Source organism: Rhodococcus sp. 5A-K4 (genome assembly GCF_046097995.1).
Taxonomy (GTDB): Bacteria; Actinomycetota; Actinomycetes; order Mycobacteriales; family Mycobacteriaceae; genus Rhodococcus_F; species Rhodococcus_F erythropolis.
Map to the genome: position 1 here is coordinate 37,844 of NZ_JBJURM010000033.1, position 11,875 is coordinate 49,718.

The following is an 11,875-nucleotide window of genomic DNA, read 5'->3' on the forward strand; positions in this document are numbered from 1 at the left end:
GAAGGAACCCGATGTTCACCCGTCCTCGCACCGCGACACTTCTGATCTCTGCCCTGGCCACAGTTGCCCTCCTTGGCACCGCTTGCGGAAGCCCAGATGAAGAATCGACCGAGCAACATTCCGGTGCAACAACATCCGGTATCAACTTGTCGGCCGAGCAGAACCGCATCAGTACCGACAAGGTTGATTCGATCGCAGCGAAGGTCCCTCAGGAGTTCCGCGACCGAGGCACGATCCGAATCACCGGCAACGCTGGAACCGCGCCGCCGTTGCGCTTCTATGCCGACGACGACAAGACGGTCATCGGTTCCGAGACCGACTTCGCGTATTTGATCGCAGAGGTGCTCGGGTTGAAAATCGACCTTCAGGTCGCGGATTGGGCCCAGAATTCAGTGCGGATCGATTCGGGAGATGCAGATGCGTTCATCTCCAACGTGACGGTCACCGAAGAGCGTAAAGAGAAGTACGACTTCGCGACGTACCGCCTCGATACTCTCGCATTCGAAGTCAGAAAGGACAAGAATCTCTCACTCGAGAAGCCGGAAGACATCGCCGGACTGAAGATCGGAGTCGGCGCTGCCACCAATCAGGAGGCATTGCTTGTGAAGTGGAACGAGGACAACGTCGCGGCCGGGCGTGCTCCCGCTGAAATCACCGTGTACCAGAAGACCACTGACTACTACCTGCCGCTGTCTTCCGGTCGAATCGATGCTTACTTCGGCCCCAACCCGTCATCGCAGTTTCACGCTGCACAGACTGGCGAGAACGAAGTGATCGGTCAGTTCTCCGGGGCCGGTGAGGCCGCGTTGGGCCAGATCGGTGTACTGGTCAAGAAAGACAACGGCTTGGTACAACCGATCAGCGAAGCGATAGATCATCTCATCGAAAACGGCACATACGAGCAAGTTCTCGAGCGGTGGAAGATCACCAACGAGGCAGTCGACAAGTCGCTGGTCAATCCCCCTGGCCTCCCGAAGACGAACAAATAGGAGAACACCACTGGTGGAGTAAAAGCCGAGTCAGGCCGAAGGACCGGCATCGACGTCGGTAGTTCCCAGCCGTGCGAACTGCGCCGGGTCACGTCGTTCGAGTCGGGAGCCGAGTAGCCAGCCGACAGCCAAGCTGACCGGTGTGACGGCAACGAGCACCACGTTCACTGCCGTGCCGGCGGCAGTGATCAGCTCCATCTGATCAACGATCAAATACGTTGCGTAGACCAACATCAGGAGAGCGGATGCGGGCGCGATCAAGACTCTCCACACCGAATGCCCACGGCGATCTTTCCAGAAGAATGCGATGACAGCCGCGGCCGCCATGACCTGAAGCACGACGATGCCGACAATGCCTGGCGAGTTCACCCACAGCAGGAGTTCGAGGTACGGGTCTGCGCCGATGATCACGAACACGACGATCACCACCATCGCGAGGAAACTCTGGACTGCGCTGGCAACGTAGGGCGACTTGTAGACCGGATGTAGTTTGCCCAACGCTCGGGGCAGCACGCGTTCACGCGAGAGCGCAAAGACGTAGCGGGTGATCGCGTTGTGGAACGCGAGCAGACTGGCGAAAATGCTCGTGATGATCAACAGTTCCATCAAGGTGCTCGCCCAACCGCCGACGTACTGCTCGATCGCGTTGAAGTACATGCCGGCGGGATCGGAAGCAGCAAGCGCGAGAGCCTGATCCGGGCCGTACGCCTGAATGATGATCCACACCATGAATGCGTAGAAGAGTCCGAGGAACGCGACGGCAATGTACGTTGCCCGCGGAACCGTCCGAGCGGGATCTTTAGCTTCCTCCCGATACAGGGCGGTGGCTTCGAATCCGATGAACGCAGCGAAGGCCAGAGTCAACACCCCGCCGAGGCCTGGACTGAAAACATTGGAAGGAGCAAAGGATTCGACATCGATTCCGACGGCTCCGCCTTGAAAGAGGACCGCTCCTGCGAGCAGAACCAGAATCCCTGTCTCCGCGGTCAGCAAAAGGATCAAAAATCGCGCCCCGAGGTGTACCGATCGAGATCCGAGGAACCACACCAATCCAACACCCAACAGCGACCACAATCCCCACGGCAGATCTACCCCGACCAGGTCCGCCATAGTGGTTTGGGCGAAATATCCTAGAGCCCCGAAGATTCCGATCTCGAGAGCGTTGTAGGACACCAACGCGAGTACTGCTGCGGCGAGCCCCCAGCGAGGCCCGAGTCCAACTGAAATGTAGGCGTAGAAGGCGCCTGCATTGTGGATGTACTTGCTCATCGCAGTGAAACCGATTGCGAACACTCCCAACGCGAGCCCCGCCAAGATGTATCCGCCCGGAGCCCCGATGCCTGCAATGTTCAAGGCCAGCGGCGCGACCCCTGCCATCACCAGCAATGGAGCCGCGGCGGCCACGACGAAGAAGACGATCCCGGCAGTGCCCAGGACGCCTCCTTGCAGCTGCACGGTGGGCGAGGTTTCAGATTTCTTCATGAGGCACTTCTCCAGTGAAGGAAGGGGCATGACGAGGAGAAAACACGAACGGGAATCACCGACCGGATTAATCGAATCAGTTTCGATTATGATAGATCCTTGTGACCGGCGCCACAAGGGCATAATCGAATCAACTTCGATTAGAGAGGTGGGACCGTGGGTAGACCTCGTATCGCACGCCTGGACCGCGAACGGATCGCAAAGGCTGCACTGGAACTAGTCGACCGCGACGGCGACTTCACGATGCCTGACCTGGCGAAACACCTGAATGTTCAAGTCTCGTCGATCTATCACCACGCCAAGGGCCGCGCCGCGGTCGTAGACCTGGTTCGTGATCGCGTCGTACGTGAAATCGACGGGTCGTCGTTTGAGCGCTTGCCATGGGACGAAGCGTTCTCCGAGTGGGCGAGGTCGTATCGAGCCGCGTTCAGTCGCCACCCCACTTCCATCCGCCTCCTCGCCACGGAGACGGTGCGCGACCCCACGTCACTGTCGGTGTACCGCGCTCCCGCTGCGGGTCTGTGCGAGGCGGGATTCCCGGACGACCACATCTTGGCCGTCATCACTGCATCGGAGAATTTTCTGCTCGGAGCGGCACTGGATGCGGCCGCACCGGAGGTCATGATCGAAGCGGACGCGACAACACCCGACGACGCCCTGACTCGGGCACTTGCCGCGGCACCGAGGGGACCGGCCAGGGCCGAGCAAGCCTTCGAACTCGGCTGGACGGCATTGCTTTCAGGTTTTCGACGCCTCTTGCATGAGGTGCACGAGTAGCCGTCGCGAATCCGGCCGGGAGGTCAATGAACGCGCTTACCCGCCAACCAGGTTCGGGACACGACCAGGTCACTGAGCTCCTTGGACGAAGCAAGGTGGCGGGGATCGACGGGCAGCTGGATCATGTCGGCTCGCATGCCCGGAAGGAGGCGACCCCACGAGTTCTCTTCGAACCCTTGATAGGCGATACCGGCCGAATATGTCGCGAGGGCCCAGTCGAGGCCGACGCGTTCACGAGGCAGCCATCCTTCGCTCGGAACTCCTGCAGACGTCTGGCGGTGAATTGCGGTGGCAATTCCCTTGATCGGTTCGTGGGCCGTGATGGGCCAATCGCTGCCGAATGCCACTCGCGCGCCTCGCTCGGCGAGACTTCCGATGCGATATTGCAGCTCACCGCGGTCGACGCCGATACGCGGAATGGTCAGTTCCGTCATCAGAGGATCGAGCTGAGCCCAGAGCGGCTGGAAATTGGCAATCACGCCCAATGATTCGAACCGGTCGAGGTCGTCGCCGTCAACCAATTGCAGATGCGCGATCGTGGCGCGCCGATCACGCGGGCCATTACAGCGATCGACGTATTCGATCGCGTCGAGCGCCATGCGTACACCTGCATCACCGATGGCATGGATATGGATCTGAAAGCCCAACCGGTCCACTTCAGCTGCAACCCGACCGAGTTCATCCGTCGTCCAGTTACTGATTCCGTGCGAATGCGGGCAGTCCGAGTACGGCGCAAGGAGCGCTGCCGTGCCCGCCTCGATGACACCGTCGGCGAAGAATTTCACCGTTTCGGCTCTGACTGTGTCACCGCCCCGTTCTGCAACTTTCTGCCGAGCCTCGACAAACGCCGGTAGGTCGGCTTTCCAGCTCTCAGGTGTTGCTCGGAAGGCAAGATTCACTCGCGTCGACAGGCGCCCGCTTTCAGCGGTGGCCAACCAGATCTCGACATCGTCCAACTCGGTCCATGCATCCTGAACCCAAGTGATACCCGCTGCCGCAAGCATTTTCGATGCCGCAGCAAGCGAATCGACTCCGTCGTGAAGTGTCACTTCGGGAAGAAGAGCCAGTACCGGGTTGATCGCTCCCCATTCACGCAGCGTCCCCAGCAACTCGCCGTCAGCTGTTCGCACAATTTCCCCGCCGACCGGATCCGGGGTATCGCGCGTCAGACCGGCGCTCCGAAGCGCGGCGCTGTTGACCCACGCGGTGTGATAGTCCATCGTGCGCAAGACGACCGGCCTGTCCCGCACTACATCGTCGAGCCAGTGGGCGTCGAACAGTCCGCCCGGCGCCAGAGTGGGAGAGACGCCCTCTCCGAAGATGCACTCGGCGTCCGGATTCGCGTCCGCCCAGCGACGCACTTCCCGCACCACCTCGTCGATGCTGTCGCAATCACGAATCTTGGCGCCGCGCATTTCCAGGCCAGCCATCAACGGGTGAACATGGCCGTCGCCGAACGACGGTAGAAGCGCTCCCCCTGCCAAGTCGACAACTTCCGTACGGGCCGACTCCAACGCCCTGGCCGCATCCCCCAAAGCAACAACTCTGCCGCCTGCAACGGCCAATGCGTCACTGACACCGCGGGCCGAATCCCCCGTACGAATCGTGCCTCCGACGAACAGAAGTTCGGCCTCCACTTCCAGCACCTCCGCAATTAATCGAATTTGATTCGATTAATCTAGACCGCGTTTGTACCGCCGTCAATAGCGGTTCAGTCGTTGCGAATTGAAGGATCTCCGGCGCTGTTCAGCCCGAAAGCTCAGTATCGCGAATAGTGCTGCATCTCCTCACGATCGGCAGCGCAGATGCACTTTCGATCGAGACCGCGGCCGGCTGTCACTGCGCAGAACCGAACGCCGAGCGGATCGTGGGATTCCATACTGTGCTGACACGCAGGGCAAATGGACGGCGTTTTCTGATCCGCGTCTGTCGACTCGGCTTGCCCTGGTGCATTCGACACATCGGACGGGTTCGACGCCATACAGGCGCTCCAGTTCTCGGCCGTTCGACCACAGACCGGGTTGGCGTCGAGGACGACATGGCTTGACCGCGCATATACGAATGACCCTCGACGTACCCCCACGCTACTCGCTTCGGCGCACCGGTTTGTACCAATTTCTGCCACGCGACAATCACCGTCGAGCAGGATAGAACTACAGCACGCACCATTTCCGTGCAGCGTTCGAATCCGTGCAGCATCCGAAGCGAAAGGGCTTCTTGTGAACACTTTCCAACGTGTATCCGCCGCCGTCAACGTAGTGGTCCAACCACTGATCGGCGCTCCGATCGTGGGCAAATTACTCGGCCGTTCAATGACCGTCATCACCTACGTCGGCCGCAAATCGGGACGTACCTTCAGCGCGCCCGTGTCCTACAAAAGAAAAGGCGACCATGTGACGATCGGAGTTGCCATGCCGGACAAGAAAAGCTGGTGGCGCAATTTCTATCCGGAACAAGGCCCCATCGTTCTCCAACTGGACGGTATCGATCGTCCTGGCGAAGCCCTCGCACATCGAAAAGGCAAGGGAGTTTACGTTTCGGTCGAACTCGCGCCTACGGACTGAAACGATCGAAACGGCACCGGCGCAATCACATTCACTTCACACTGATCGCCTAGCCGAACCTCGGTGATCCATATCTCGTCGCGATCGGGACCTTTGACTCTGTGCAATCGACACTCGGTCTCGCACCGTTCGACGCGGGTTTTTTGTCGACCGTTTGACGAACAACCCGTCCTTGCCAGTACATTACCGTCCGGTAACATCGATGGCAGGCGCGAGCTGGAAGAGGTGACCACCGTGACGATCGGCATCTATCTGGTCGACGACCACGAGATCGTCCGTCGTGGATTGGCAGACCTGTTGAATCAGGTATCGGGACTCAACGTTGTGGGCGAGGCGTCGTGTGTTCGCGAAGCTTCGGACGGAATACCCGAATGCCGACCCGACGTGGTCGTCATGGACGTCAGACTTCCCGACGGCAACGGTGTGGAACTGTGCCGGGAACTGGCGTCGACCTGTCCGGAAGCGGCCACGTTGATGCTCACGTCGTACTCCGACGACGACGCCCTACTCGACGCCCTGATCGCCGGCGCACGCGGATTCGTCCTCAAGAACATCCGCGGCCACGACCTGGTATCCGCGATCCATACGGTCGCCACCGGCAAATCGCTGTTGAACACTCAGGCGGTGGTCGGTTTGGTCCGGCGCATCCGATCCGAGCAGGAGTCGGGCACTGCGGCAGCACTGTTGACCGATCAGGAACTGTTGATCTTCGAGTTGATCGGCAAGGGGCTGAGCAATCGAGAGATCAGCACGCACGCGGAACTCTCGGAGAAAACAGTCAAGAACTACGTCTCACGCATCCTCGAAAAACTGGGTCTCGAACGTCGAACGCAGGCTGCAGTTCTGGCGACCAAGCTTCGTGCGGGCACTGCTTACCCGGATCCATCGGGACAGGCGACCACACACCTACTGACGCCGTCCGGTTCACCATTCTCCGCCACTACAGGCACACACCATGCCAGGTAGCCGCGACGCGCTCATGCTCAGCCTTTTCGGCGACATCGCCGGAAACGCAGAGCAGACTGCCCTCAACCCGACTGCAATTCCCAAGCTGCTCAGTGCCGTATTGACAGTCGGGTCCACCCTCCAACTCGACGAAACGCTGCAACAGATAGTCGACGTCGCAAGACATGTGCTCGAAGCGGACTACGGTGCGCTCGGCGTGAAGTCTCCCGACGGCCGCTTGTCGCGCTTCATCCATTCCGGTTTGAATCAGGGGCAGGTTGCCAAGATCGGGCATCTTCCCGAAGGTCACGGACTGCTGGGCCTGGTCGTTCAAGAACCTTGTCCGGTTCGAACCGACCGAATCGCCTCACACCCGTCCTCGGCGGGGTTTCCAACCAATCACCCACCGATGGACACGTTTCTCGGTGTTCCGATCTTCGTCAGGGGCGAGGTGTTCGGCAGCATCTACCTCGCGGACAGCTCGGAACGGACTGCATTCGACGACCGTGACGAGGCCGTACTCCAGATTCTGGCAAACGCTGCGAGCATCGCCATCGACAATGCGCGTCTGTTCGAGGAATCCCAAACGCGGGAAGCGTGGCTCAAGGCCGTCGCCGCCGTAAACGCACGCCTGCTCAGTGGAGGATCTCGCGACGAGACACTGGCCGAACTGGTTCGCACGACGCGCCGTCTCACCGACGGCAATCTGGTGTGCATAGTTCGCTACGACCTCGGCGAAGGGCCGGGTGTTCACGTCGCAGAATCCCGGACTCGCGGGATGACCGTCTCGGACGGCACAGTTCTCGATCTTTCCGGAACCGTGATCGACGAAGCTGCCCGCAGCCGGCGAACGATTTCCGCCCCCAGCGCCAGTGCTGTTCCGGCACTGCATGTTTCCAGCGAGGAATCCGTCGTCGCACTCCCATTGTCGGGAACCTCGTTCGGCGGCGGCGTCCTCTTCGCGTCACGCCGCAGCGATCGTCCGTGGGGCGTCGATGAGATCGAGCAGCTGACGGCAATGGCCGACATCGCCGCTGTCACTGTCGAATTCGCCGAACAGCAACGAAAAGAGCGACTGGTCGACGTCCTCGAAGATCGAGACCGAATCGCGCGTGATCTTCACGACCACGTCATTCAGCAGTTGTTCGCCACCGGATTGAGTTTGCAGGGGGCATTGCAACGTCCCGGCGACGAGGAAACCATTCGCACGGTGTTGGACAACTCCGTTGATCAACTCGATCGAACGGTCCGCGAAATCCGCACCGCAGTCTTCGACCTCCACACGAGTGAGATGTCGACTCCCACAAGCCTGCGACGCCGATTACTCGACGCCGTCAACGGTCTGTCCGGTCACTCGTCGATCACTCCCAGCGTCACTTTCGAGGGGACCATCGACAGTTCCGTCCCGGCTCGACTCGCCCCGCACGCCGAAGCCGTTGTGCGAGAAGGGTTGAGCAATGCTCTGCGGCACGCCCATGCCAACGCCATCGACGTCACCATCCGGGCAACGGAAGATCTTGTCATCAGCATCGTCGACGACGGTGTGGGAATCGACCAGGCAACCAGAATCCACGGTCTCGACAACCTGGCGACCCGCGCTCGTCAGTGCGGCGGCTCGAGCAACATCACCAGCGAGAACGGCGTCACCGAATTAGTGTGGCGAGTTCCGCTGAGCCCCAGGCGAAGTCCGTTGTCAATCCAGCACCGTTGAGCGCCAGAGCGGATCCAGTTGGGCCTTGAGCAGGCAGAACTCGTTACCTTCTGGATCGGCCAGGACATGCCATTGTTCCTGCCCCGTCTGGCCGATGTCGGCCGGCCGCGCACCAAGACCCAATAGGCGTTCCAGTTCGGCTTCCTGATCGCGGTCGGTGGCGTTGACGTCGATATGCAGGCGGGGCTTACCCTTCTCCGGTTCGTCTCTGCGACTGAGGATGATCGTCGGCTGCGGACCGCCGAACCCTTCGCGCGGGCCGATCTCCAGAGAACCGTCGTGCATTCGATCGAGCACGACGAAGTCCAGGACCTCGCACCAGAACCGCCCCAGAACCTCAGGATCCCGGCAACCGAGCACCAATTCACTGATACGACATGCCATGACAACTCGCTTTCCATCCGCAAGGACAATTGTCTTTCGACCGTACCGGACCACGTGATCTACGCCATGCCGCCCTGTCCGATCCTCGGGACCTTTTCCCCTCGTCCGAGGTCGTGGCCGCCGCGATCATTGCGTTTATGTTCCACAGTCCCAAGAATTCTCGGTATTTCGTCACGTCGATGCGCACAGGCGGCCGTCGTGGTTGATCTCGCGCCCCGGCCGGTCGACGAGGTCGATATCCACGTCGGCGCAACTCCCCGGACCGCTCCGAAGGGTTCGAAACTGGTCGAGATCCTGAGGACCACCGATCACAAGATGATCGGGCTGATGTACATCGTGACATCGTTTGCCTTCTTCCTGATCGGCGGACTGATGGCGCTGCTCATGCGCATGGAATTGACTGTCCCGGGAATGCAATTCCTGTCAAACGAGCAGTACAACCAGTTGTTCACCATGCACGGCACGATCATGCTCTTGCTGTACGCGACCCCGGTCTTCTTCGGATTCGCCAACTACCTCATGCCGCTGCAGATCGGCTCGCCGGACGTGTGTTTCCCGCGGCTCAATGCGTTCAGCTACTGGTTGTATCTCTTCGGCGGCCTGATCGCCTCCGCCGGGTTCGTAACACCCGGTGGTGCAGCAGATTTCGGCTGGACCGCTTACGTGCCACTCACCAGCGAACTCCACTCCCCCGGTATGGGTGCCGACCTGTGGATCATCGGGCTTACTCTCGGCGGCGTCGGCACCATCCTCGGCGCAGTCAACATCGTTTCGACGATCGTCTGCCTACGGGCCCCCGGGATGACGATGTTCCGCATGCCGATCTTCACGTGGAATGCGCTGGTCGCCAGCATGCTGATCCTCCTCGTTTTTCCGCTGCTCGCTGCTGCCTTGATCGGGCTGTGGGTGGACCGGCACCTGGGAGCGCATTTGTTCGACCCCGCGACAGGTGGAGTCATGTTGTGGCAGCACCTGTTCTGGTTCTTCGGCCATCCCGAGGTCTACATTCTGGCGCTTCCGTTCTTTGGCATAGTCTCCGAGATCTTCCCTGTCTTCAGCCGCAAGCCGATCTTCGGATACACCGGATTGGTCTACGCAACACTGGGAATTGCAGCTCTGTCGATCGCTGTGTGGGCGCACCACATGTACGCAACCGGCGCCGTTCTCCTCCCCTACTTCTCGTTCATGACCTTCTTGATCGCAGTTCCCACCGGAGTCAAGTTCTTCAACTGGATCGGCACGATGTGGAAGGGGCAGTTGACTTTCGAATCGCCGATGCTGTTCTCCGTCGGCTTCCTGGTCACATTCCTGTTCGGCGGACTCTCCGGCGTAATTCTCGCAAGCCCGCCCCTGGACTTTCATGTCACCGACTCGTACTTTGTTGTCGCGCATTTCCACTACGTCCTCTTCGGAACAATCGCGTTCGCGACATACGCCGGAATCTATTTCTGGTTCCCGAAAATGACCGGCCGGATGTTGGACGAGAAGCTCGCCAAGATCCATTTCTGGTTGACTCTGATCGGCTTTCACGCGACATTTCTCGTCCAGCATTGGCTCGGCGCTCAGGGTATGCCTCGGCGGTACGCGGATTACCTGCCGTCTGACAATTTCACTCTTCTCAACACGATCTCGACCGTCGGCGCGTTTGTGCTCGGAGCCTCGACGATTCCGTTCATCTGGAACGTTTTCAAGAGCTATCGGTACGGCAGGATCGTGACGGTCGACGATCCCTGGGGATTCGGAAACTCACTCGAATGGGCGACGTCCTGCCCTCCACCACGACACAACTTCACCGAACTCCCCCGAATCCGCAGTGAGCGGCCTGCATTCGAACTGCACTACCCCCACATGGTCGAGAGGATGCGCGACGAGGCGCACGTCGGACTGCTTGGTCACAAGCCGGTTTCCACGGTAAGCACAGAGGTGAAACGACATGAATGACGGCACGAAGTATCGAGCTTGGGCAGAAAGTCAGCAGGTTGAACGCCGAGCGAAACCCGGCCATCTCCTGATGCCGTTGCTCTTCCTCATGTTCGCAGTCACGACGCTCGTGTGGTTGCCACTGACAACTGCCGCTTGCTCGATAGTAGTTGCAGGATTGCTGTTCGGCACTGTCCTGCAAGCCAGTTCGCATTCAGCAGAACCTTCGACAGACATAACGCGAGGAGCTCGGAATGACCTCCCAACTTTCGACTGACGTCTTCACCTCGGAGTGGTCCGCAGACGGAGCGGTCGTCGTGTGCATCGATGGATCCCCGCTGCGCACCGACGTGATCACGTGGGCGGCCGAGTTCGCGCATCGCCACAGTCTCTGGATGCGAATAGTTTTCGTAGCTCCGAATACTGGCGATCCGAATACCTCGGCATCACCGACCGGCCTGTTCATGGAAGCCATTCAGATCGCAGAGTCGGTGTCGCCAGATCTTCGGATCCGGACCGATCTGATCTCCGGGGAGAACACCGCAATCCTCACCGCGTTGACGTCCGAGGCTGCCTTGATCGTCAACCCGTTGATCGTCACACCACAGGACGATCTCACTGCACCCGCCCCGGCATGTTCATTCGCAACAGTCGGAACTTCGTGTGAAAGCCAGGCTACGGCTGATCTTCCCGTTGTCGTCGGTTTGGACGGAAGCGCCTACAGCGAAAGCGCTCTGGCCATTGCATTCAAGGAAGCCGAGGCGGCGAGCACCGAACTGGTCGTCGTGCACGCCGCCCCGCCCGAGGCCGAGCTGAGTCGAAACTTCGCAGCCGGGCACGCGCCCCAGCATTCGACGCCGCTGACGTGGCAACTGTCAGGTTGGGCCACGCTCTACCCCGGCGTCACCATCCGACAGATCGAGTACGACGGCCCCTCGGTTGCCATTCTGGAACAACTCTCCACCGAGGCACGGCTTCTCGTCGTGGGCCGGCGCGGCCGAGGTTCGTTCGACGACACCGCTCTCGGCACCACGAGCAGTGCAATGATTCGAAAAGCTCACTGCCCGGTCATCGTTGCGAGCGAAGCCTGAATTGGATCCTCG

11 protein-coding genes are annotated in these 11,875 nt (G+C 60.1%); 7 read left to right on the top strand and 4 right to left on the bottom strand.

All coding sequences use genetic code 11. The features are described 5' to 3' along the window. Positions 1 to 11 precede the first annotated feature (11 nt). Positions 12 to 989 (top strand): ABC transporter substrate-binding protein, encoded by a 978-nt coding sequence (locus ACKAMS_RS29080; RefSeq protein WP_020968685.1) that lies wholly within the window; start codon positions 12 to 14, stop codon positions 987 to 989. Between the two features lie 30 nt (positions 990 to 1,019). On the opposite strand, the gene ACKAMS_RS29085 is transcribed toward ACKAMS_RS29080, so the two are convergent. Continuing rightward, positions 1,020 to 2,471, bottom strand: a complete 1,452-nt coding sequence (locus ACKAMS_RS29085; RefSeq protein WP_317830852.1) for an APC family permease — start codon at positions 2,469 to 2,471, stop codon at positions 1,020 to 1,022. Between the two features lie 156 nt (positions 2,472 to 2,627). On the opposite strand from ACKAMS_RS29085, the gene ACKAMS_RS29090 reads away from it, so the two are divergent. Further along, positions 2,628 to 3,248: a TetR/AcrR family transcriptional regulator gene (locus ACKAMS_RS29090; protein ID WP_029254655.1), complete on the top strand. Its 621-nt coding sequence runs from the start codon at positions 2,628 to 2,630 to the stop codon at positions 3,246 to 3,248. Between the two features lie 23 nt (positions 3,249 to 3,271). Here the strand turns inward: ACKAMS_RS29090 and ACKAMS_RS29095 are convergent, their stop codons facing one another. Together ACKAMS_RS29095 and ACKAMS_RS29100 are read right to left on the bottom strand one after the other, a co-directional pair. Continuing rightward, positions 3,272 to 4,885, bottom strand: coding sequence for an amidohydrolase (locus tag ACKAMS_RS29095; protein ID WP_029254654.1), 1,614 nt, complete (start codon positions 4,883 to 4,885; stop codon positions 3,272 to 3,274). Positions 4,886 to 5,007: 122 nt separating this feature from the next. Beyond that, entirely contained in the window at positions 5,008 to 5,571 is a 564-nt protein-coding gene (locus tag ACKAMS_RS29100) for an RGCVC family protein (RefSeq protein WP_408989939.1), read from the bottom strand. Here ACKAMS_RS29100 and ACKAMS_RS29105 point away from each other — a divergent pair. From ACKAMS_RS29105 to ACKAMS_RS29115, 3 genes are all read left to right on the top strand, one after another. After that, complete coding sequence (locus ACKAMS_RS29105; RefSeq protein ID WP_019747516.1) at positions 5,468 to 5,812, top strand: nitroreductase/quinone reductase family protein; 345 nt, start codon at positions 5,468 to 5,470, stop codon at positions 5,810 to 5,812. The genes ACKAMS_RS29100 and ACKAMS_RS29105 overlap by 104 nt on opposite strands. 234 nt (positions 5,813 to 6,046) lie before the next feature. Then, positions 6,047 to 6,778, top strand: a complete 732-nt coding sequence (locus ACKAMS_RS29110) for a response regulator transcription factor (RefSeq protein ID WP_046379799.1) — start codon at positions 6,047 to 6,049, stop codon at positions 6,776 to 6,778. Next, the gene (locus ACKAMS_RS29115; RefSeq protein WP_408989940.1) at positions 6,768 to 8,468 is read left to right on the top strand and encodes a GAF domain-containing protein; all 1,701 of its coding nucleotides are present in this window, start codon (positions 6,768 to 6,770) and stop codon (positions 8,466 to 8,468) included. Before ACKAMS_RS29110 ends, ACKAMS_RS29115 begins: the two co-directional genes overlap by 11 nt. Here ACKAMS_RS29115 and ACKAMS_RS29120 read toward each other — a convergent pair. Next, entirely contained in the window at positions 8,451 to 8,852 is a 402-nt protein-coding gene (locus tag ACKAMS_RS29120; protein WP_408989941.1) for a VOC family protein, read from the bottom strand. The two genes, ACKAMS_RS29115 and ACKAMS_RS29120, sit on opposite strands and share 18 nt — an antisense overlap. 198 nt (positions 8,853 to 9,050) lie before the next feature. Between ACKAMS_RS29120 and ctaD the strand changes: the two genes are divergently transcribed. Both ctaD and ACKAMS_RS29130 read left to right on the top strand, forming a co-directional pair. Beyond that, positions 9,051 to 10,793 (top strand): cytochrome c oxidase subunit I, encoded by a 1,743-nt coding sequence (gene ctaD, locus ACKAMS_RS29125; RefSeq protein WP_020906509.1) that lies wholly within the window; start codon positions 9,051 to 9,053, stop codon positions 10,791 to 10,793. Between the two features lie 233 nt (positions 10,794 to 11,026). After that, on the top strand, positions 11,027 to 11,863 hold the full coding sequence (locus ACKAMS_RS29130) for a universal stress protein (RefSeq protein WP_029254651.1): 837 nt from the start codon (positions 11,027 to 11,029) through the stop codon (positions 11,861 to 11,863). The last annotated feature ends 12 nt before the right edge of the window (positions 11,864 to 11,875 follow it).

What these genes read in the sequence shown, in the direction of transcription:
- ACKAMS_RS29080 (WP_020968685.1), top strand. Translation starts at nt 12, where the DNA reads ATGTTCACCCGTCCTCGCACCGCGACACTTCTGATCTCTGCCCTGGCC.
- ACKAMS_RS29085 (WP_317830852.1), bottom strand. Translation starts at nt 2,471, where the DNA reads ATGAAGAAATCTGAAACCTCGCCCACCGTGCAGCTGCAAGGAGGCGTC.
- ACKAMS_RS29100 (WP_408989939.1), bottom strand. Translation starts at nt 5,571, where the DNA reads ATGACGGTCATTGAACGGCCGAGTAATTTGCCCACGATCGGAGCGCCG.
- ACKAMS_RS29115 (WP_408989940.1), top strand. Translation starts at nt 6,768, where the DNA reads ATGCCAGGTAGCCGCGACGCGCTCATGCTCAGCCTTTTCGGCGACATC.
- ACKAMS_RS29120 (WP_408989941.1), bottom strand. Translation starts at nt 8,852, where the DNA reads ATGGCATGTCGTATCAGTGAATTGGTGCTCGGTTGCCGGGATCCTGAG.
- ACKAMS_RS29130 (WP_029254651.1), top strand. Translation starts at nt 11,027, where the DNA reads ATGACCTCCCAACTTTCGACTGACGTCTTCACCTCGGAGTGGTCCGCA.